Raw genomic sequence first — 22,389 nt, forward strand, 5'->3', positions numbered from 1 at the left:
TTTCTGCAGCAATTCCAAGAGCCAAATGATTTACATCAACTTAAAGCATTCTATGTAAATGCGATTAAACACAAGGCTCTTGGAAAGCAAGTTCTTTTCTGTGATGTAGGCGACTAGGTGTTTTAACAATTGTTTGACACGGTTATTCACTAAGATAAATGACCTGGTCTATTTTTCCTTCAAGCAATATCTCTTCAGGCAATATCGTCTTTATTACAAAACCTTTTCCTTTAACAAGCAACTGCCCTTGCTTTAACAAGAGTCTTAACTCTTTATCAGAAAAAGTAATTAATCCACGGTGGTTCTCAATGTATATGTGAATTTGACCAATCATCGTTATGCGGGGTAAATCCATCATGACATCTTGAGGAAGCTCCATATGTTTGGTCATCCAGCTTCTGACTCGTTGTCCCCACTTTTTTGCCATAAAAAAAGAACCCCCTTTCATCTCATATTTATGAAATGAAAGGGGGTTCTAGCACTTATTTTTGAATATCTAGGAAGTCTTTCTTTCCTTATTGTGAGAAAATGCGGATCTCAAATATAAATCACTATTAATAACATTTCTTGCCTTACAAAGAATTTAATTAGTAACGACCCACTCTGTTTGCAGAATGTGGTCTTTTTGACCGTGGAGGACCAAGGATCTCTGACCATATAACAGCATCTACGAGCTTTTGGTTATCCACGTGAACTTGTTCTGGTTCAGTTGTCTCAATCTTCTCTTTTACTTGATTTAAACGCCTATGAGATTGAATAGTTTCAGCCTTTTTCTGAGCAGTAGCCTGCTGTTTTTTCAGTGCAGCCAATTTCTCCTCAGCCTTTTTCTTCTTTTCTAGAAATTCCTGTTCTATTTTCCCTAGTGGATTAGGTTCATAAGTCTGTTGTGGGACCGGTTCCATTCGTTGAACAGGTTGTTCCTGTCTCGGTTGTTGCTCAAAGTCAAATGGCCCGCTCTCTACAAATGGCTTCGGTTGTGACTTCCTAGGCTCCTCTTGAGTTCCTTTCATCCTTTTGAAAATAGACGAAATAAGCCCTATAAGAATGACAAGTAAAAACGGATTTTCAAATAAGAATTCCAAGAGAGATTACCTCCCTTCATAATGGACACCGATTAATCATTTTTCTTTTGATCTTTTTTATCATCAGAAATTTTGCCGATTGAGTCTCTCATGTCTGTATCAGCTGAAATATTTTTAATGTTCATATAATCCATTACACCAATATTACCAGAACGGAGTGCTTCGGCCATTGCAAGTGGTACCGTAGCTTCTGCTTCCACAACTTTCGCTCTCATTTCTTCTACGCGTGCTTTCATTTCCTGTTCTTGTGCTACTGCCATTGCACGGCGTTCTTCAGCTTTTGCTTGGGCAATTTTCTTGTCTGCTTCAGCTTGCTCTGTTTGAAGCTCTGCACCGATATTTTTTCCGATATCCACGTCCGCAATATCAATCGATAAGATTTCAAAGGCAGTACCTGCATCAAGACCTTTTGATAAAACCGTTTGAGAAATCATATCAGGATTTTCTAACACTTTTTTATGATTATCAGAAGAACCGATTGTAGAAACAATCCCTTCACCAACACGTGCAACGATTGTCTCTTCACCAGCACCACCGACTAAACGATCGATGTTAGCTCTTACCGTGATTCTAGCTTTTGCTTTTACCTCAATCCCATCCATTGCAACCCCAGCGATAAATGGAGTTTCAATAACTTTAGGGTTAACACTCATTTGTACAGCTTCTAATACGTCACGTCCTGCAAGATCAATTGCAGCCGCACGTTCAAACGTTAGTTCAATATTTGCTCTATGTGCAGCAATTAAAGCGTTAACCACACGGTCTACATTACCACCTGCTAGATAATGACTCTCTAACTGGTTTGTTGTTACGTTCAATCCTGCTTTGTGCGCCTTAATCAATGGATTAATTACACGGCTTGGAATGACTCGACGTAACCTCATCCCGATTAGTGTGAAAATGCTTACCTTTACGCCTGCAGCTAATGCGGAAATCCACAGCATTACAGGCACAAATGTAAGTAATACAGCTAAGAAAATAATTCCTACTACTACAGCAACTAAAAATAAGGCTGTTGTGGGTGTAATCATTACTGTAATCCTCCTTCAATTATTCCTTTTTATTTATATTTGGTAATTCTCGTACTACAATTCTTGCTCCTTCTGTTTTAACAATCTTCACTTTAACATTCTTCGCTATAAAACTACCTTCTGTTACTACGTCCAACCGCTCATCATTAATTAATACCGTACCAGAAGGACGTAAAGCTGTTAACGTATATCCTTCTAGTCCAATTAATTCGGTTCGATTTTTATTAGAGATATAACCACTTTCTGTATTCGTAGAATCCGTTAAAATAATCTTCTTGAATAGTTTCATTTTTTTACCAAACACCTTTACCATTAGAATAGATGCAAGGATGGATATTCCAATGGATATTAGAATGGAAATACCCATATGGATAACATTATCTGTAGCTAAAAATAAACTAGCTATTATGGATACTAATCCTATTATACCAGCAATTCCACCTGGTAAGAAAAATTCTAGTACTATTAGTCCAATTCCTAGAACAAACAATATAAGTGTTTCGTAGCCAGCAAGTCCTGCCACCAAATGGCCGTAGAAAAATAGCAACAGAGCTGAAAGCCCCATAAATCCAGGTATCCCAAATCCAGGTGAGTAAAGTTCTAATACAAGACCCAAACTACCTATGGATAAAAGAATGGGAACCACAACAGGGTGAGTAATAAACCTTGCTATTTTTTCAGCAAAACTTTCATCAAGAGATCTTACCTCTGCACCTTCATAACCAAGCTTGTTAAGTAGTTCATCAAGATTGGAAACAGTCCCTTCTGAATATCCTACTTCTAAAGCTGTGGTCGAAGTTAGAGTTAAGAGTTCGCCTTTAGGTGCACCGTACTCTGGTAAATCAATATTTGCATCTACCATTGCCATTGCGTAAATTGGATCTCGTCCACCTTGTTCCGCAGCACCTTGCATCGTACCTAGCCAATAGGATTGAGTTTTTTTGTCTGCAGCATTTCCCTGTTGATCAATCACCGCTGCGGATCCCATTGTTGCCCCAGGTACCATATATATTTCATCAGTGTTTAACGAAATAAATGCTCCCGCTGAGATTGCCTCTTTATTTATAAAAGAAACTGTTTTAAGTTTAGTTGTGGTCAGGAGCTTCCCAATTTCACTCGCTGCACTCACAACACCACCAGGAGTATTTATTTCAAAGATAATAGCTTCAGCTCCTGCTTCCTCAGCTGTTTTAACTGCGCGGTTTAAGAAAGCATAAAGCCCTTTTTCGACTGTTTCTTCAAGAGGAACAACATAAACGATGTCATTTTGTGCGGTTCCATTAGAAGGAATTACCATTAGTAGAAATGCAAATAAAAAAGAAAAAATAATCAATAACTTTCTTAGTTTCAAATTTTTACCTCCCTTCTAAAAAAACATCTAAACTTTCTACGTTTGTAGTCTAGGAAAAGTTCCATTTTTATTTAAGAATATTTTATGATATGTAATTACATTCAATTGGATGTCCTACCTCCAAAATATAGGAAATCATCATTAGTTTGAGCATAACGGAAAGTTCAATACAAGTAATTTGGGGCATACTACTTTTAATTTGAGCCTATTAAAAAGACCGTAAGCTTAGCCTACGGTCTTTAAACTGTGCATTATGAAAGGTGTTGTTGTACAAGTTTATTAACAAGTGAGCCATCTGCTTTTCCTTTAACTTGAGGCATTAGCATAGACATCACTTTACCCATCTCAGCTTTTGATGACGCACCAACTTCAGAAATTACTGTTTTAATAATTTCAGATAGCTCCTCTTCAGTTAGCTGTTGAGGCATATATTCTTCTACGTACAGAAGCTCTGTGCGTAATTTTTCAACAAGGTCTTCACGACCAGCTTTATCAAATTCATGGAGGGAATCTTTGCGTTGTTTTACTTCGCGAGAAAGGACAGTTAACTCTTCGTCATTCGTTAACTCACGACCGAGTTTAATCTCTTCATTTTGAATTGAAGCTTTGATCATTCGAATGACTGTAAGTTTATCTTTTTCTTTGTTTTTCATCGCTTGTTTCATATCATTATTTAAACGCTCGAGAAGACTCACTAAATTACACCCTCTCTTACCACTTACGTTTTCTTGCAGCTTCAGACTTCTTCTTGCGCTTTACGCTAGGCTTTTCGTAGAATTCACGCTTTCTAGCTTCTTGTATAGTACCTGATTTAGATACAGTACGTTTGAAGCGACGAAGAGCATCTTCAAGTGATTCGTTTTTACGAACGACGGTTTTAGACATTCTCTTTCCCTCCCTCCGAACACAACACACTTACATGAAAACATGGGAATTCCATGTACTTTGCAATTATAATATAACCATGAAACAAGGTCAACTGTAATTCACCTATCCATTGTCCCATTTTATCTATTCATAGGTAAAATGAGCATATTTTCTTTTATTAAGGCTGTTTTCGTATAGATTGTTGCAACACGGATTCTATGCTGCTTCGTAGCAGCTTTTCTTCCAAAAATTAAGAAAACAGCACTATATCCTTTTAAAAACAGTTTAAAGTACTTAAATAGCAACAAAGTTTACGAAAAGAGCCTTTATTAAATATAGGCATGTCCCGACAAATAACCCCATATGATGTATAGGAGGAGTGGAGGGACATGTTTTATATATTATTATTCTGTTTATTTATCTTATTATTTATTTTTGGGATGACGATTTTAAGAACCGGATTATTTAATGTCTCTGGTCATTCTCTTCAAAATTGGCTAGAAAAATGGACGGATGCTCACTGGAAAGGACTTTTAATTGGAACTTTTATTACTGGGGTTTTACAGAGTAGCTCCGCTGTTATGGTTATGACAATAGGTCTCATTTCAGCTGGCATGCTTACATTCAGACAATCAATAGGAATAATTTTAGGCACGAATATCGGTACTACGTTTACAACCGAATTTATCACGTTCCAGATTGATTCAATCTTAATCCCTTTTGCGATAGTAGGAGCAATTTTTATATGCTTTAGTCACATCCGAATGAAAAGCATCGGATTAATTTTACTAGGTATTTCATCCGTTTTCACTGCTATGAGTGGATTTGAGTTTCTTGCTTCTCCACTAGCGGAACTATCCTTTATTAAGGATTCTATTGTGGGTCTAAATACGAGTAAATTATTTAGTATTGTAACTGGAATCATCTTAACTGCAGTTATCCAATCTAGCTCAGCCACAACGGGAATTATTATGGGATTTTTAACTACAAATGTTTTAAATATAAGTGCAGGAATTGGAGTTATGCTCGGTTCAAATATCGGTACTTGCGTCACATCACTATTTGCATCGGTTGGTGGGGGGAGAGAATCAAAGTTATGCGCATATGCTCATGTTTGGTTAAATGTCGTAGGTGTACTACTCTTTATCCCTCTAATAGGTTTTCTAACTCAAATAGCCCCATTGCTTGCTTATGAACCGGATGTACAGCTTGCACATATTAGTTTAGTTTTCAACGTGGTCTCCTCTTTGATTGTGTTACCCTTCGCAACTAAATTTGGAGAGTTTATTTTAAGGGTTCATGGAGGAAGTAAAACGTACTAAAAAAATGCCTAATGAAGTTCGGCATTTTTTTAGTACATCGTTTAATAGTCAGAGTCAGAAGTTAATCCTTTAACAATTGCTATTCCAGAACTTGCCCCAATGCGAGTAGCACCTGCTTCTACCATGCTTCTTGCATCCTCTGCACTTCTTACTCCACCAGAAGCTTTTACTCCTACATCACAGCCCACTGTTTTACTCATTAAGGCAATGTCTTCAATGGTTGCTCCACCAGTTGAGAAGCCTGTTGACGTTTTAACAAAGTCCGCCCCCACTTTTGCAGCAATTTCACAAGCGCGAACTTTTTCGTCGTCGGTTAATAGAGAAGTCTCAATAATTACTTTCGATAACGCTTTTCCTTTTGCCGCATCAACGACTGCACGAATGTCTCTTTCCACTAACTCGTAGTTTCCGTCTTTTAGGGCTCCTACATTGATTACCATGTCAACTTCTGTAGCACCATTCTCTATCGCGTTAGTGGTTTCAAATGCTTTTGTTTCAGGTGTTGTTGCACCAAGTGGGAACCCAATCACCGTACAAACTTTCACTTCAGTACCCGACAATAATTCACTACAGTAATTTACCCAAGTTGGGTTAACACAAACAGAAGCAAATGTGTATTCCTTAGCCTCATCACAAAGCTTAGTAATTTGGTCTTTAGTTGCATCTGCTTTTAATAAAGTGTGATCAATCAATTTAGCAATATTGTTTATCATGTATTTTTCTCCTTTCAAGGATAGATGTTTTGTGGGGAGTTTACCCTTATATATGTAAGTTCTTTATTGTAATTTTCAATTAGGGTAGTCCTACACAAGGTTAGTTGTACGTACCTCTTACATCATATCACTATGTTATTTAATTTTCGACATTATTTTTACAACAAACATTATACACTTCATTTTATTTTGTCCGTAATGTGAGAGGGCATTCTATAAAAGATTGGTTGGGGCGGGAAAGTAAAAAATACAATTAATTTAATTCGGCAGCTGTCATACATCCCATGTACTTAACAAGTGTTAAAAACAAAAAGAGGCTGGGACATAATTTAATTAACTATACGGAAAGTCTAACAATATCTAAATTAATCTTAATACCTATGTTACTTATCAATAAGTTAAGTCGGAAGGAAAAGGGTCGTTCCATTGCGCTGCAGCCACTCGCTTTCCGCGGGGAGGAAGCTGAGCCTCCTCGGCTACGCCTGCGGGGAGGAAGCCTTTCCTCTACATCCCGCAGGAGTCGAGTGGCTTCCGCTCCATTCCACTAGTTAGTAATAATGGTATGCATATCAACAAATCTATTGAAAAACAAATACCCGAACTATTAGGCGAAATATTATTAAAATATCACCTAATAGTTCGGGTTTATAATTGGCTGAGATACTTATACCACAGCCTCTTCACATTCTATACATAATTATCAAAGGTTTAGCTAACTGCCTCTTCTCTGTCTAATTCTATTTCTTTTTCTATCACTCGAACAAATTGACCTTCGTTATATGGGTAACCTGCTTTAGTTATCTTCACTTTTACAATTTCCCCAACCATTTCTTCGCTTGCAGGGAATACAACCTTTAGGTAATTGTCCGTATACCCAACGTAAAGGTTATCCTGCGAACCGTCCTTGAAGTTTTCTTCTGGGATTACTTCTAGAACTTCGTCTTCAAATTGAGAAGCATATTCCTTCGCCAGTTGATCAGAAAGAGCAATTAAACGATGTACTCGTTCATTCTTCACTTCTTCGTCTACCTGATCTTCCATTCTAGCTGCAGGAGTACCTGTTCTCTTAGAATATGGGAATACATGCAGCTCAGAGAACTTGTGTTTATTAATAAAGTTATATGTCTCTAAGAATTCTTCTTCTGTTTCTCCAGGGAAACCAACAATTACGTCGGAAGTTACAGCTAGTCCAGGTAATGCTTCCTTTAAACGATCTAAGCGCTCACCAAAGAACTCCATCGTGTACTTTCTACGCATTCTTTTAAGAACCGTATCAGAACCTGATTGTAATGGAATATGAAGATGTCTAACGACAACATTAGATTGATTCATTACTTCAATCACTTCATCTGTAATTTGACTAGCTTCGATAGATGATATACGAAGACGTTTCAAGCCTTTTACCTGCGCTTCTAAGTCTCTTAAAAGCATCGCTAAATTGTAATCTTTCATGTCTTCGCCATATCCACCGGTATGAATACCTGTTAGAACAATTTCTTGATAACCAGCATCCACTAACTGTTGAGCTTGACGAATAACTTCCTGTGGATCGCGGGATCTCATTAATCCTCTCGCCCATGGAATGATACAGAAAGTACAGAAGTTATTGCAGCCTTCTTGAATTTTTAAAGACGCACGTGTTCTATCTGTAAATGCTGGTACATCTAACTCTTCATATACGCGATTCTTCATAATATTTCCGACACCATTAATCGGCTGGCGTTCTTGCTTGTACTGTTCAATGTATTCAAGCATTTTAACTCGATCCTGAGTTCCTACAACAATATCAACGCCTGGAATCGCCATAATTTCAGCCGGAGATGTTTGTGCATAACAGCCCGTTACACAAATGACCGCATCGGGATTTTTGCGAATTGCACGACGTATCACTTGACGGCTCTTTTTATCTCCTGTGTTCGTCACCGTACAAGTATTAATAATATAGACATCAGACGTTGATTCAAAGTCAACCCGCTCGTAACCTTCACTTTTGAACAACTGCCAAATGGCTTCTGTTTCGTAGTGGTTAACTTTACAACCTAGTGTATGGAATGCAACTGATGGCATTAATAATCACCTCATTAATTCAAAATGATAAGAAACGGCTGATAGGGCATATAACGGTGCCGTTTCCGTTCTTAAAATCCTAGGCCCTAGGCCACAAGATTGGAAATGATGTTCTTTTAGAAGATTAACTTCTTCCTCTGTTAATCCACCTTCAGGACCAAATACTATTAAAAGAGAATCCCCTCTTTTTAATTCCTGCATTGTACGTGCAAGAACAGAGGCCTCACCTTGTTTTGCATCTTCTTCAAATGCAATTAATTTATGAGTATAACTCTCACTCAATTGAATAAGAGTTTTAAGATTGACTGGACTTATAATTTCAGGGAGCTGGGTACGATGTGACTGCTCCGCAGCCTCTTTCGCAATTTTCTCCCAACGCTCAACCTTTTTGGCAGCCTTTTTTTCATCCCATTTAACAACGGAGCGAGCTGCAGTAAAAGGGACAAATCTCTTAGCACCAAGTTCTGTACCCTTTTGAATAACTAACTCAAGTTTATCCCCTTTGGGCAGTCCGCTCGCGATCGTGACCTCAACCGGAAGTTCTTTTGACCCTTCTTCCCATTTTACAACGGTTGCCACTACTCTTTCATCGGTAATTTCTTCAATTGTGCATAACGCGCTTTGTCCAAGTGGATTAGAACAAACAATCTGATCACCTAATTTTAACCTCATTACATTAACCATATGGTGCCGATCGTCACTTGTAATGATAAAACGATTATCAATAGCATTTTCCACAAAATATCGTTGCATCGAAAACACCTCTTATTCGAAATGATAATTTTCATTTTTAAGTAATAAGAATAGTGGTAACGCTAAAAAGGGGGTGGTTCGTAATCCCCCTTTCATCGTTCACATACAAAAGTCAATAATTCACCATAAAATGAACTATTTTCTTTTTCCAATAATAGCGACCCAGTCTTCCATTTGTACCGTTTCCACTATGTCAAAACCAGCTTCCGCGATGGCATCCTTCACTACTTGTTTCTTTTGTAAAATAATACCAGAAGCGATAAAGTAGCCATCCTTCTTTACAACGCGTGCTACATCGTCTGTAAATTTGAGAATAACTTCTGCCAAAATATTGGCTACCACTACATCCACTGTTTTATCAATTCCATGAAGAAGGTTGTTTTGTGCAACGGAAACGACGTTATCAACATGGTTAAGCTCTATGTTCATTTTTGCGGAGTTTACAGCTACTTCATCTAAATCTAATGCATCAACTCTTTCAGCACCAAGTAAAGCGGCTGCAATACTTAGTACACCAGAGCCTGTTCCAACATCAATAATGCTATCACCTTTGTTTACAGTTCTTTCTAATGCCTGGATACAAAGGACCGTTGTTGGGTGTGTACCTGTACCGAAAGCCATACCTGGATCGAGTTCGATAATTAATTCGTCACTATTTACAGGTGTGTAATCTTCCCATGTAGGTACAATTGTAAATCTTTCTGATATTTTGACAGGGTGATAATACTTTTTCCAAGCTGTTGCCCATTCTTCCTCATTCACTTCAGAGATCGTAACAATATTTTTTCCAATGTCGATATTGTAAGAAACTAAGTTGTTAATGGATTCCTTTATTCCGTCCACTGTTTCAACTAAAAAACTATTAACAGGAATGTAGGCTTTTACAATTACCCCTTCCTCAGGGTAATCAAGTGGGTTGAGTTGGTAGATTTCGCCGAATTGGTCTTCTCTTTCTTTTACAAGTTCAACTGGATCTTCAATCACTACGCCACTAGCGCCAGCCTCATGCAATATATTAGAAATCGGTTCAACTGCTTCATTTGTTGTATGAATAGATATTTCCGACCATTTCATTCCTACCAACTCCATTTTCTTTATTCTCCTTTAAAGGCTCTTTTCACTTTCGAGAAAAACCCTTCCTCATGATCTCCTTGAGGAACTTGACCACTTACATCAGCAAATTCTTGAAGAAGCTGCTTCTGCTTTTCTGTTAGCTTTGTAGGTGTTACAATTTTCACAATTATATGTTGGTCGCCTGTACCATAACCTCTAACATTCGGAACTCCTTTTCCTCTTAAACGGAATTTTGTTCCTGTTTGAGTTCCAGCAGGTACTTTCAGCTTTACTTTTCCATGTAAAGTAGGAACCTCGACCTCATCTCCTAAAGCCGCTTGAACGAAGGTGATTGGCATTTCGCAGTAAATATCATCACCATCACGTTCAAAAAACTCATGAGAACGAACATGAAATACTACATATAAATCTCCAGAAGGACCACCGTTTACACCAGGCTCTCCTTGTCCTGACACTCTCAGTTGTTGACCATCATCAATACCAGCTGGAATTTTCACATGTATCTTGCGACGTTTTTTCACCTTACCTGCTCCACCACATGTAGAACACTTATCCTTAATTTCTTTACCTGTTCCACTACAATAGTGACACACTCGACGATTGACAATTTTACCGAACGGTGTATTTTGCTCAACATTTAACTGACCAGCACCATTACAGTGTCTACATGTTTCAGGCTTTGTCCCTGGCTTAGCTCCCGAACCGTTACAAGTATCACAAGTTTCTTCTCTTGGAATTTCAATATCTGTTTCTTTTCCAAAGACAGCTTCTTCGAAAGAAAGTGTCATCGTATATTGTAAATCTGCTCCTTGTCTCGGAGCATTTGGATCTCTACGTCTAGATCCACCTCCGCCAAAGAAGGTATTAAAAATGTCTTCAAAACCACCAAAACCATTAAAATCTCCACCTCCGCCAAAGCCTCCAAAGCCTTGGTTAGGGTCTGTATGCCCGAACTGATCATAATGGGATTTCTTTTGGTCGTCACTTAACACTTCATAAGCTTCTTTAACTTCTTTAAATTTTTCATCTGCGTCCGGTTCTTTATTTATATCGGGATGATACTTTTTCGATAGCTTACGATAAGCTTTTTTAATTTCATCTTTAGACGCACTTTTACTTACGCCAAGAACTTCATAGTAATCCCTTTTACTCATGATTACCCACTCCCCGCAACATTCACATAAAGGTTATTTTAACACTGTCTAAACTAGCAAAGCAATATTTATCACTCTGTCTGTCAAAAGCCTCTAAGTAATTTTTTATGTTCTTCTACTCTTTCAACCCTTTACATAGAAAAAGTCAAAGCCATTATAGATGTGACTTTGACTTTTCTAATCATTAGCTAATCTTACTTATCATCTTTAACTTCTTCAAACTCAGCATCCACCACATCGTCGTCTTTAGAAGCAGCACCTTGAGGCTGTTCACCTTGTGCAGCTTGTGCTTGTTTAGCTGCTTCTTCATAAAGCTTTACAGATAAGTTTTGAACGATTTCTTGAAGAGCATCTTTCGTCGTACGGATTTCTTCTAAGTCATTTTTCTCAATAGCAGCTTTTAGAGCATCCTTCGCTTCGTTAGCTTTAGCTACTTCTGACTCATCCACTTTACCTTCAAGATCTTTTAATGTCTTTTCAGTTTGGAAAACTAACTGATCTGCTTCATTGCGTAATTCAACTTCTGCTTTACGCTTTTGATCTGCCTCAGCATTTTCTTCCGCTTCTCTTACCATTTTTTCGATATCTTCGTCTGATAATCCCGTTGAAGATTTAATCGTAATAGCTTGTTCTTTGTTTGTTCCTAAATCCTTTGCACGTACGTTTACAATTCCGTTCTTATCAATATCGAAAGAAACTTCGATTTGAGGTACTCCACGTGGTGCTGGAGGAATATCCGTTAACTGGAAGCGACCAAGCGTTTTGTTATCAGCAGCCATTGGTCTCTCACCTTGTAATACATGAATATCTACAGCCGTTTGACTATCCGCAGCCGTTGAGAATACTTGTGATTTAGAAGTTGGAATCGTTGTATTACGGTCAATAAGCTTTGTGAATACTCCACCCATTGTCTCAATTCCTAGTGAAAGTGGAGTAACGTCCAGTAATACTACATCTTTCACGTCTCCAGTAATAACCCCACCTTGGATTGCAGCACCCATTGCAACTACTTCATCAGGATTTACTCCTCTATGCGGCTCTTTTCCTGTTTCTTTCTTGATTGCTTCTTGCACTGCAGGGATACGAGTTGAACCACCAACAAGGATAATCTTATCGATTTCAGATGGTGTTAAGCCTGCATCCTTAATTGCTTGGCGAGTAGGTCCCATTGTTCTTTCTACTAGATTTGATGAAATTTCATCAAATTTAGCTCTTGAAAGAGATACTTCTAAGTGAAGTGGTCCTTCTGCACCAGCTGTTATGAAAGGTAATGAAATTTGTGTAGTTGTTACACCTGATAAATCTTTTTTCGCTTTTTCAGCTGCGTCTTTTAGGCGTTGTAAAGCCATTTTATCTTTTGAAAGATCAATTCCATTTTCTTTTTTGAATTGTTCTACTAAATAATCAATAATTACTTGGTCAAAGTCATCTCCACCAAGGCGGTTATCACCAGCAGTAGCTTTTACTTCAAATACTCCGTCACCAAGTTCAAGGATGGAAACGTCAAATGTTCCTCCACCAAGGTCATAAACAAGAATCGTTTGATCTTCTTCCATCTTGTCTAGACCGTATGCAAGAGCAGCGGCAGTTGGTTCGTTGATAATACGCTCTACCTCTAGACCAGCAATTTTACCAGCATCTTTCGTTGCTTGACGCTCAGCATCATTGAAGTATGCAGGAACTGTAACAACAGCCTTTGTTACTTTTTCACCAAGATAGTCTTCTGCATATGATTTTAAGTATTGTAGGATAATAGCAGATACCTCTTGTGGGGTATACTCTTTCCCTTCAATCTCAACTTTGTAATCAGTCCCCATGTGACGTTTGACGGACATGATTGTATTAGGATTTGTAATCGATTGGCGCTTTGCTACTTCCCCAACTTGTCGCTCGCCATTTTTAAATGCAACAACTGATGGAGTTGTTCTATTTCCTTCTGGATTAGGTATAACTTTAGGTTCGCCGCCTTCTAAAACGGATACACATGAGTTTGTTGTACCTAAGTCAATTCCGATAATTTTACTCATATCCTGTTCCTCCCATAAATATATGTAAGTTCTTTATTTCAATAAATTATTGATTTACCTTAACCATTGAAGGTCGAAGTACTCGATCCTTTAATTTATATCCCTTTTGGAATTCTTCCACTACCACATTTGAACCGAAGTTCTCATCCTCGACTTGCATGACAGCTTGATGAAGATTAGGGTCAAATTCATTTCCTACAGCTTCAATTGGTTCTAGGCCTTCTTTTAACAGTGCCTCATGTAAGCTACGGTAAACCATTTGCATACCTTGTAGTAGCGACTTTACTTGCTCATTGTCACTCTCCATTTGAAGCGCTCTATCAAAATTATCTAAAGCTGGTAGGATGTCTGTGATAAGACTTTGAGATCTATATTTTTGCGTCGCTTCTAAGTCTAACCTAGCACGACGACGAGAATTTTCATAATCAGCTTTTAATCGAAGATAGCGGTTTTCAGCCTCCTCAAGTTGACCCTCTAGGCTAGCAATTTTATCTAAAGCTACCTTTAATTCATCTTCTTGAGAAGTCGCAGTCGTTTCTTCACTAACTGCTTCATCAAATACCTCTTCAACTACTTCTTCACCTGTTGATTGTAGTTCTTCATTAAGCGTGCTTTTTTCTTCTGCCAACTTACTCACCTCCCTTAAAAATGTGTAAGTACTAAATGTAGTCACTTACGGAGTATGGCAAAATTGCCTATGCTAAAAAACTTTAAATTACTTTCTATATCAAACAAAACGAATGACAGGCACATGTAAAGGGATGGAATATTCCAATTCCACCCTTATCAATATTTCCACCGTCACTTATTTTGATACAGCCCTGTCAGGACAGACGATAAATCTTTGCTAATAAATTGAAGTAAACTAATGACCCTTGAATACTCCATTCTTGTAGGACCTAAAATTGCAATGGTTCCTAATTGTTCGGCCCCAATCGAGTAAGTTGCTGTGATTAAACTGCAATTATCCATGGCTGAATTATTGTTTTCTTTTCCAATTTTCACATGGATACCAGAAGGATTTTTACGAATTAAATCGTAAATCCCTTGCTCCTGGTCAATCATATTCATGAGGTTTTTTACTTTCTCAATATCGTGAAATTCAGGTTGACTCAGCATGTTTGTTTTCCCACCGAAAAACAACTTCTCACTTGGACTAATCTTTAAAGTTTCTGTTAGAGAAGTCATCATCGAGTCGTAATTACGTATATGCTGGCGCAATAAAGTTGCTACTTCTTTGTAAATCTTATCGTTTAGATCTTCAATTGGGACACCTGTTAGGCGTTCGTTTAAGATGTTTACCATCTTTTCAATATCATTTGCATCAAGAGCTTCTGGTAAGTGAAACATCTTATTTTCGACATGACCAGTATCTGTCACAATAATGGCAATCGCTGTTTCCTTGTTAAGAGGGACAATTTGAATCCTTTTTAGCCTATTCTCTTTCACAGCAGGTCCAAGTACAATCGAGGTGTAATTTGTTAAATCAGAAAGGATTTTAGCTGATTTCTGAACAATTTTCTCAAGTTCATAGATTCTTTCTGCAAAAATCGATTGCACCGAATTTACATCATGCGTATCCAACTGTTGTGGAGACAGTAAATGATCAACATAAAACCGGTAGCCCTTTTCTGAAGGTATTCTCCCTGAGGAAGTATGTGTCTTCTCAAGGAAGCCTAACTCTTCTAGGTCTGCCATCTCATTACGAATGGTTGCAGAACTAAAGGTTATTTCCTCTTTTTTCGACAAACTCCTCGAACCAACTGGTTGTGCAGACCGAATAAAATCATCAACAATCACCTGGAAAATCAATAATTGACGATCTGTTAGCACTTTTATCACCTCTGTTAGCACTCTTTAACAACGAGTGCTAAATCTAATATTAAATTATCAAAAATGAGGGCCGGAGTCAATATTTTAGATTACTCCAATAAAAGATTGGAACACTTCATTTCCTAAGAAGCGCCCTTTTTTAGTTAATTGAATATAGTCAGCTTCGATTGTAAGAAGCTGTTTAGCTTCTAGGTCCGAGATTTCCTTTTTAAACAGTTCAAGGGGATCTTCTCCAAATTTCTTCAAAAACTGCAACTTAGAGACTCCTTTAATTTTTCTTAGACCCAAAAACATTTCTTCTTCCATTTTCTCTATTTTTGTAACTTCATGGGATTCCACTGCCGGAAGTAAGCCTTGTTCTATGGGTTCCATATACTTTTTCAATGGGCCATAGTTAGACTGTCTTAGTCCGTTCATATAGCTGTGGGCTCCAGCTCCAAAGCCATAATAATAGTCATTATTCCAATAGGTCAAATTATGCTTACTTTCATATCCTTCTTTTGAAAAATTACTAATTTCATACTGGTTATACCCATGCTTGTCCATTTCTGTCATTAGTAGCTCATACATAGTCGCTTCTGCATCTTCACCGGGGGTAGGTAATTTACCTTTTTTCATTAAATTATAGAATACCGTTTTAGGCTCAATAATTAAAGAATATCCCGAAAAATGAGGGACATCTAAGGAAAATGCAGTCTCTAAAGTGCTTTTAAAATCACTAATTGTCTGTTCTGGAAGGCTATAAATGAGATCAAGGCTAATGTTATTAAATCCAGTATTCCTAGCCAGTTCTACTGATGTAAATACATCTTTTGCTCTATGAGTTCTGCCAATTTTTTTTAATAACTCATCGTTAAAAGTTTGGACCCCAAAGCTAATTCTATTTACCCCTGCATCGTACAAAGTTTGGAACTTGTTCTGTGAAAGATCCCCTGGATTTGCTTCAAATGTAAATTCAATATTCTCTCCAACTGGAAGTTTTTCTCGAATCAATTGGCAAAGTCTATCTAACTGTTTCTCATTTAAGGAGGTTGGTGTTCCACCTCCAACAAAAATGGTATCCAAGTTTGTAGTAGGGTACTTTTCTAATGTTAAATCCATTTCTCTTCCAAGAGCCTCTATATATTCATCTACTGGCTGTCCTTTTAAAAACACTTTATTAAAATCACAATAATGACAGATGTGCTGACAAAATGGGATGTGTATATAAGCAGCCTTTATCATAATTCTCTACACCTCACTTACCTACTTATTAAACCCTAATAAAAAGAGGTTAGAAACTTGGTATGACAAGTTTATCTAACCTCAACAACTTATAGGTAACTAAAAACTTTATTTCTTCGTATTTGTATCATCCATTTTTAGTACAGCCATGAAAGCTTCTTGAGGTACTTCAACAGATCCAACTTGCTTCATCCGCTTTTTACCTTCTTTTTGCTTTTCTAATAACTTACGTTTACGAGAGATGTCTCCCCCGTAACATTTTGCTAATACGTTTTTACGCATCGCACTAATGGTTGAACGGGCAATGATTTTTTGACCAATTGCTGCTTGGATTGGAACTTCAAACTGCTGTCTTGGAATCAGTGCTTTTAGCTTATCAACGATTACTTTCCCACGCTCATAAGCAAAGTCTTTATGCACGATAAAGCTTAATGCATCAACCTTTTCAGCATTTAGGAGGATATCCATTTTCACAAGCTTAGAAGGCTTATAGCCGATTAATTCATAATCAAAGGAAGCGTAGCCTTTTGTGCTAGATTTCAATTGATCAAAGAAATCATAAACAATTTCAGATAATGGAATTTCATAGACGATACTTACACGAGTTTCATCCATATATTGCATGTCAATGAAAATACCGCGTTTTTCTTGACAGATTTCCATAATCGCACCAACATAATCGTTTGGTGCCATCATGGTTGCTTTTACATAAGGCTCTTCAACTCGATCAATCTTTTGCGGGTCAGGCATGTTGGATGGATTATCTACTCTAATTTCAGAGCCATCAGTCATAACAACATGATAGATAACGCTCGGCGCAGTCGTAATTAAATCGATTTTGAATTCACGTTCAATACGTTCTTGGATAATCTCCATGTGAAGAAGTCCTAAGAATCCACAACGGAAACCAAATCCTAATGCTTGAGATGTTTCTGGTTCAAATTGTAGAGCTGAATCGTTTAGTTCTAGTTTCTCTAATGCTTCACGAAGATCGTTAAACTTAGAGCTATCAATCGGATATAGACCACAATATACCATTGGGTTTAATTTACGATAACCAGGTAGAGCCTCAGTAGCTCCATTTTTAGCACTCGTGATAGTATCCCCCACACGAGTGTCTGCAACATTCTTAATAGCAGCTGTTAAGAATCCAACGTCTCCTACTGAAAGTTCATCCGTAACGACAGCTTTTGGAGTAAATACTCCTACTTCAATTACTTCAAATTCCTTTCCAGTAGCCATCATCTTTATCTTATCACCGATTTTTACGGTTCCGTCAACAACACGGATATACGTAACTACCCCACGATAAGCATCGTATAAGGAATCAAAGATTAATGCTTTTAAAGGAGCATCTGGATCACCTGTTGGAGCTGGTACTTTTTCTACTACTTGCTCTAAGATGTCTTCAATACCAATTCCGGCCTTAGCAGAAGCGAGTACTGCTTCTGATGCATCCAAGCCAATTACTTCTTCGATTTCATTTCGTACGCGTTCTGGATCTGCACTTGGTAAGTCTATTTTATTAATAACAGGAACAATTTCTAAATTGTTGTCTATCGCTAAATACACGTTTGCTAAAGTTTGTGCTTCAATTCCTTGAGCAGCATCAACTACTAGAACCGCACCTTCACAAGCCGCTAAGCTACGGGAAACTTCATATGTGAAGTCTACGTGACCAGGCGTATCAATAAGGTGAAGAGTATATATTTCTCCATCCTTTGCTTTATATTTCAGTTGGACAGAATTCAGCTTTATCGTAATTCCTCTTTCTCGCTCTAAGTCCATGGAATCTAGAAGCTGATCTTTCATTTCACGAGCAGTTAATGCATTCGTTTTTTCTAAGATACGGTCAGCTAAAGTTGATTTTCCATGGTCGATATGAGCGATGATGGAAAAGTTGCGAATTTTTGATTGTCTATTTAATTTTTCTTCTCTATTCATATCGTTCACTCCTACTATACTTCCACACATATGCACTATTTCTGATTATATCAGTAGGGTTATTAAGATTCAACGAAAAGTAGTAACACACGCTATATTGGAAAATATTATTTCGATTATAAAAGAGAGGATGATAGGATACATATAGTTAATTTTCGGCTAATTATTGAAGCTGGAGCTGTGTTAGTGCATGTTTTGGGTGTTTGAAGCTAAATATTGGTACTTACATTCAGCATTAATACATGTTATGGGTGTGTACAGCTAAATTTAGGCACTAACCCTGTATTAGTTCTTGTTTTTTGAGTTTATAAGTAATTTTCGCTCTTAAAAGCCGGCACTAGTTTACTTCCATATACTAACAGTGAGAAAAGCGGTAACCGTCAAGGATTACCGCTCCTAGCTATTAAGCTGTTTCGTTATAAATTCTATCGTCTTTTCGGTTAATGATGAGATTGTATCTGCTAGACCTTTCCCTAAGGAGGAGAAAAAGTTAAAAGCTTTCATAGACTCTAACTGATTCTTCTTTTCCTCTAAATCATGGCTATTCCCGAGCACGGAAACTTGGAGTTCTCCACCAGTATCTTCTTCAATGGCAAAAGCTCCTTTAAAATCACTATCCTCAAACCCCTTCATACGATGAATCCCATCATTTGCCTGCTGCATTCCAAATAGAACGGATAAAAACATTAGTGCAGCAATAAAAAACGATTTTAACATAAACATTTTCATAGCTATCTCACCTAACTCTTTTTATTACATTCCCTAACTAACTTCTAGCTTTCTTCTGCAGGGACCGTCGTTTGTTGGTCTACCGCTTCAGCTTGCCAATAAATGTCCGCTAGAACTTCTGCAAAAGCATCAGCTGAACGATTTAACTCCTCAAATGTGTTGTCTACACCACCAAATTCAAGTAGCATCGCATTTGCAGATAAATCCTGATTAAATTTCCCGTTTGTATGAGCACCCTTTTTCTCAATAATTCCTCGGCTCAACCCAGGATAATTTTCTTCTAGTTTTTTGTGAATGTCACTTGCTAACCTAAGATTCTTTTCATAATTAGGATGCTCTGCTCCTACAACGAAAGCGAGCTTTGCAAAAGCTTGTCCATTAATGGTAATCGTAGTGTCTTTCTTTCGTCGTGCATCGCGGTGAATATCTATGAAATAATTTAAGTCTCTATTATTTGCCATTGCGGCTTTAACAACATTTCTTGATTCATCATACGATTTCCCAAATGTCCAACCTTTTTTCTTCAAATTCGCATCAATGTCGGTTTTGTCTACAGTTGTTCCTATACCAAGAGCTTCTAATCTCTCTTTTAAACGATCACCAATATTCGTTACATTTATTTTTGAGTGGTAAGCCCTATTGGGGTTGGTAACTCCCTCTAAATAAGGCAAGAACGACTCACGATTGTGTGAGAAATACACATAGACCGTTTTCTTATCACCAGTTGTTAGAGTAGCATTTTGTGTTTTAGTTTCTTCAGTTTTCACTATTTCACCTGTATTTTTTAATGAAGCCTCTTTTTCAGAAAGCAGAACCTCCAATGGTGGGGAGGATTCAATTGGCATATTTGTATAATTGGTTCCTTGACCAGCTACCACAATTTTTCCATCAAATAAGGAAAAAGCAGGTAGTTCCCTCCCAAGAAGACTTCTTGGGTCATCGAAATTAATGTTCGTAGATGCCTTGAACATTAAACTCGATAGATTTGGCATAGGCTCCTTTTCAGGCAATGACTGTAAAAAATAGTGATTTTCAAAACCTATTAACTGGTAGAGTAGATTGCCATTTACGTTTGTCGCAGCATTGTTAATAGATGACGACTTTATTCGGTATTCTGGATTTAATGAAGTCATCACACCACTGATAGAAAAAATCAGAAATAATAGTAATAGAAAGACCAATAGAATTTTTAGTAAGTTTTTTCCTTGAATCGTTACAACAAACCCTGACGCTTTATGAGATTTCATTGTTCCACCTCTCCTAGCAAGTCTAGTAAATCTTATGACTTTACTAGAAAAGATAGAACAAAAATATTTTCATGTTTTTATCTAGTGTAATACCCAGCGTTATCCTGATTGACAGCCTCATGAAGGGCTGCATTTATACCATTTGCAATTAAATTGGACATATCCTCGATAAAGACATCTACTTCTTTTGGAGTAACCATAAGATTGTGACCTAAAGGAGAAAGAACCTCAGAAATCAATTTTCGTTTCTCTTCTTCTGGTAGAGTTCCGATCATACCGAGAAAAGTCTTACGGTGATGTTCCTCTGGCAAATCCTCATCAGTAAGTTTTTTTCTCTTTCCAAAGGTCAAACCTGCAGGTGCTAATGCTCTAGAAGGCCGATCCCCTTCTTTCAGTTCCTTACCAAAGTGCTTTAAAATGTAATCAATAGTATCACTAGTAATGGACACAGCATCTACCACTGTTGGAACTCCTACTGCAATAACAGGAATTCCTAGTGTTTCTTGACTTATTTCTTTTCGCTTGTTCCCTACTCCTGATCCTGGGTGAATCCCTGTGTTGGAGATCTGAATGGTAGAGTTCACTCTTTCAATCGACCTAGAAGCGAGCGCATCAATCGCAATCACAAAATCAGGCTTTGTTTTCTCAACCACACCAAAGATAATGTCACTTGTTTCAATTCCGGTTAGCCCCATAACCCCTGGTGCTAGGGCACTTACAGGTCTATATCCACTATCAACACTTTCAGGACTTAGCTCATAAAGATGCCTTGTGACAAGAAGATTCTCGCACACTTGTGGTCCTAGTGCGTCAGGGGTAACATTCCAATTTCCAAGTCCTACGACTAAACAAGAAGCATCCTCTTTAATCCCTAAGTCTCTTAAAAAGTGAGAAAATTCCAAGGCAAATGTTTCTTCTACCTTTTGTTGAAGGTCTGTATCCTGTTGCCTAATTCCTATCACTTCAAGCGTTAAATATTTCCCTTCCTTTTTACCTAATGCTTGGGCACCTTCCTTGGTAATTTCCACCAATGATACCTTTATGTCGTTTTCCTCTTTTTCTTTTATAATGACGCCTTCGATTTGAGAGAGATTCTCCCCAGCACTTACATTGTTAGTTCTGTCTGCTAAAACCATTTCCCTTGCTTCAATAGCAAGATCCGTTCTGACAGAATACTTACTTAAATCTAAAGAGTCTTTCATAAAAATCCCCTCACTTTTTTAAAAAATTTGGTTTGTTTGCTGAATAGATTATTGGTTGCTACCTAAAACAACGTCCTCAACTCAGGATATCCTCTACTTCTTTGCATCTATTCTCATAAAGCAAAGATAATAGGGCCATAAACCGTATAGAGGCAGTTTATAGTATTAAAATAGCAACAAAGTCTAAGAAAAAAGCCTTAATTTGCTTAATTCTCCTATACTTGAATAAAATGCCTATCATCTATCTTTTCCTTGATAATAGTAAAACATTCATGCTGAGGAAATCTGTTTATAACTTAAATCGTCGAGATGTATTGCAATATGTTCGTACGTTTGATAGAATATCACTTGTTCTTAATTTATGTGAATGAATGTGAAAGTCGAGTTTTATATATAAATCTCGATGCTTTGTAGGAGGTGAACGGAATGCCAAATATTAAATCTGCTATCAAGCGTGTTAAAACAAACGAAAAGCGTAATGCTCATAACGCAACAGTTAAATCAACAATGCGTACTGCAGTTAAGAAAGTTGAAGCTGCTATCGTAAACAACGATGCTACTGCTGCAACTGAAAGCTTTGCTGCTGCTGCTAGTAAATTAGACAAAGCTGCTGCTAAAGGTCTTATCCATAAAAATGCTGCTGCTCGTAAAAAATCTCGTCTAATGAAGAAAATGAATTCATTAAACGCTTAATATTTACTTTTTGGCTATCTGGCATGGATAGCCTTTTATTTTTGTTTATGGACGTAAAACAAGGTAGCTTAAACAG

At 37.5% G+C, this 22,389-nt stretch carries 21 protein-coding genes; 2 read left to right on the forward strand and 19 right to left on the reverse strand.

Features of this window, described 5'->3' with window-relative positions; all coding sequences use genetic code 11:
- Nucleotides 1-142: 142 nt before the first annotated feature.
- From yqfC to rpsU, 6 genes are all read right to left on the reverse strand, one after another.
- On the reverse strand, nucleotides 143-427 hold the full coding sequence (gene yqfC / locus ACFYKX_RS21760) for a sporulation protein YqfC (RefSeq protein WP_389363551.1): 285 nt from the start codon (nucleotides 425-427) through the stop codon (nucleotides 143-145).
- Between the two features lie 160 nt (nucleotides 428-587).
- Nucleotides 588-1,082: a hypothetical protein gene (locus ACFYKX_RS21765; protein ID WP_389363552.1), complete on the reverse strand. Its 495-nt coding sequence runs from the start codon at nucleotides 1,080-1,082 to the stop codon at nucleotides 588-590.
- A 32-nt stretch (nucleotides 1,083-1,114) separates the two neighbouring features.
- The gene (floA, locus tag ACFYKX_RS21770; RefSeq protein ID WP_389363554.1) at nucleotides 1,115-2,113 is read right to left on the reverse strand and encodes a flotillin-like protein FloA; all 999 of its coding nucleotides are present in this window, start codon (nucleotides 2,111-2,113) and stop codon (nucleotides 1,115-1,117) included.
- 19 nt (nucleotides 2,114-2,132) lie between these two features.
- A complete protein-coding gene (locus ACFYKX_RS21775; RefSeq protein ID WP_389363699.1) occupies nucleotides 2,133-3,410 on the reverse strand; it encodes an NfeD family protein in 1,278 nt (425 codons plus the stop codon).
- Between the two features lie 305 nt (nucleotides 3,411-3,715).
- Entirely contained in the window at nucleotides 3,716-4,159 is a 444-nt protein-coding gene (locus ACFYKX_RS21780) for a GatB/YqeY domain-containing protein (RefSeq protein ID WP_389363556.1), read from the reverse strand.
- A gap of 16 nt (nucleotides 4,160-4,175) precedes the next feature.
- Nucleotides 4,176-4,349, reverse strand: coding sequence for a 30S ribosomal protein S21 (rpsU, locus tag ACFYKX_RS21785; protein ID WP_019154564.1), 174 nt, complete (start codon nucleotides 4,347-4,349; stop codon nucleotides 4,176-4,178).
- A 371-nt stretch (nucleotides 4,350-4,720) separates the two neighbouring features.
- Between rpsU and ACFYKX_RS21790 the strand changes: the two genes are divergently transcribed.
- Nucleotides 4,721-5,653: a Na/Pi symporter gene (locus ACFYKX_RS21790; RefSeq protein WP_389363559.1), complete on the forward strand. Its 933-nt coding sequence runs from the start codon at nucleotides 4,721-4,723 to the stop codon at nucleotides 5,651-5,653.
- Between the two features lie 41 nt (nucleotides 5,654-5,694).
- Here the strand turns inward: ACFYKX_RS21790 and deoC are convergent, their stop codons facing one another.
- The 13 genes from deoC to gpr form a co-directional block, all read right to left on the reverse strand.
- Nucleotides 5,695-6,366, reverse strand: coding sequence for a deoxyribose-phosphate aldolase (gene deoC, locus ACFYKX_RS21795; protein WP_389363560.1), 672 nt, complete (start codon nucleotides 6,364-6,366; stop codon nucleotides 5,695-5,697).
- A 708-nt stretch (nucleotides 6,367-7,074) separates the two neighbouring features.
- On the reverse strand, nucleotides 7,075-8,433 hold the full coding sequence (mtaB, locus tag ACFYKX_RS21800; RefSeq protein ID WP_389363561.1) for a tRNA (N(6)-L-threonylcarbamoyladenosine(37)-C(2))-methylthiotransferase MtaB: 1,359 nt from the start codon (nucleotides 8,431-8,433) through the stop codon (nucleotides 7,075-7,077).
- Between the two features lie 6 nt (nucleotides 8,434-8,439).
- A complete protein-coding gene (locus ACFYKX_RS21805) occupies nucleotides 8,440-9,186 on the reverse strand; it encodes a 16S rRNA (uracil(1498)-N(3))-methyltransferase (RefSeq protein ID WP_389363563.1) in 747 nt (248 codons plus the stop codon).
- Between the two features lie 135 nt (nucleotides 9,187-9,321).
- Nucleotides 9,322-10,260, reverse strand: coding sequence for a 50S ribosomal protein L11 methyltransferase (prmA, locus tag ACFYKX_RS21810; protein ID WP_389363565.1), 939 nt, complete (start codon nucleotides 10,258-10,260; stop codon nucleotides 9,322-9,324).
- A 20-nt stretch (nucleotides 10,261-10,280) separates the two neighbouring features.
- Nucleotides 10,281-11,414 (reverse strand): molecular chaperone DnaJ, encoded by a 1,134-nt coding sequence (dnaJ, locus tag ACFYKX_RS21815; protein ID WP_389363566.1) that lies wholly within the window; start codon nucleotides 11,412-11,414, stop codon nucleotides 10,281-10,283.
- 194 nt (nucleotides 11,415-11,608) lie between these two features.
- Nucleotides 11,609-13,441 carry a molecular chaperone DnaK gene (gene dnaK, locus ACFYKX_RS21820; protein ID WP_389363568.1) on the reverse strand — a complete coding sequence of 611 codons (1,833 nt, stop codon included), beginning with the start codon at nucleotides 13,439-13,441 and terminating at the stop codon, nucleotides 11,609-11,611.
- A gap of 46 nt (nucleotides 13,442-13,487) precedes the next feature.
- On the reverse strand, nucleotides 13,488-14,069 hold the full coding sequence (gene grpE / locus ACFYKX_RS21825) for a nucleotide exchange factor GrpE (protein WP_389363570.1): 582 nt from the start codon (nucleotides 14,067-14,069) through the stop codon (nucleotides 13,488-13,490).
- 173 nt (nucleotides 14,070-14,242) lie between these two features.
- Nucleotides 14,243-15,274 (reverse strand): heat-inducible transcriptional repressor HrcA, encoded by a 1,032-nt coding sequence (gene hrcA, locus ACFYKX_RS21830; RefSeq protein WP_389363701.1) that lies wholly within the window; start codon nucleotides 15,272-15,274, stop codon nucleotides 14,243-14,245.
- Nucleotides 15,275-15,358: 84 nt separating this feature from the next.
- A complete protein-coding gene (gene hemW, locus ACFYKX_RS21835; RefSeq protein WP_389363572.1) occupies nucleotides 15,359-16,498 on the reverse strand; it encodes a radical SAM family heme chaperone HemW in 1,140 nt (379 codons plus the stop codon).
- 108 nt (nucleotides 16,499-16,606) lie between these two features.
- Complete coding sequence (gene lepA, locus ACFYKX_RS21840; RefSeq protein WP_389363574.1) at nucleotides 16,607-18,442, reverse strand: translation elongation factor 4; 1,836 nt, start codon at nucleotides 18,440-18,442, stop codon at nucleotides 16,607-16,609.
- Between the two features lie 396 nt (nucleotides 18,443-18,838).
- Nucleotides 18,839-19,171 carry a YqxA family protein gene (locus ACFYKX_RS21845; RefSeq protein ID WP_389363576.1) on the reverse strand — a complete coding sequence of 111 codons (333 nt, stop codon included), beginning with the start codon at nucleotides 19,169-19,171 and terminating at the stop codon, nucleotides 18,839-18,841.
- A 44-nt stretch (nucleotides 19,172-19,215) separates the two neighbouring features.
- Nucleotides 19,216-20,418 (reverse strand): stage II sporulation protein P, encoded by a 1,203-nt coding sequence (spoIIP, locus tag ACFYKX_RS21850; RefSeq protein WP_389363578.1) that lies wholly within the window; start codon nucleotides 20,416-20,418, stop codon nucleotides 19,216-19,218.
- Between the two features lie 77 nt (nucleotides 20,419-20,495).
- Nucleotides 20,496-21,620, reverse strand: coding sequence for a GPR endopeptidase (gpr, locus tag ACFYKX_RS21855; RefSeq protein WP_389363580.1), 1,125 nt, complete (start codon nucleotides 21,618-21,620; stop codon nucleotides 20,496-20,498).
- Nucleotides 21,621-22,046: 426 nt separating this feature from the next.
- On the opposite strand from gpr, the gene rpsT reads away from it, so the two are divergent.
- Nucleotides 22,047-22,313 (forward strand): 30S ribosomal protein S20, encoded by a 267-nt coding sequence (gene rpsT / locus ACFYKX_RS21860; protein ID WP_389363582.1) that lies wholly within the window; start codon nucleotides 22,047-22,049, stop codon nucleotides 22,311-22,313.
- Nucleotides 22,314-22,389: the final 76 nt, after the last annotated feature.

Origin of the sequence: Cytobacillus spartinae, assembly GCF_042865285.1 — a bacterium.
In the GTDB taxonomy this organism is placed as follows: domain Bacteria; phylum Bacillota; class Bacilli; order Bacillales; family Cytobacillaceae; genus Robertmurraya_A; species Robertmurraya_A spartinae.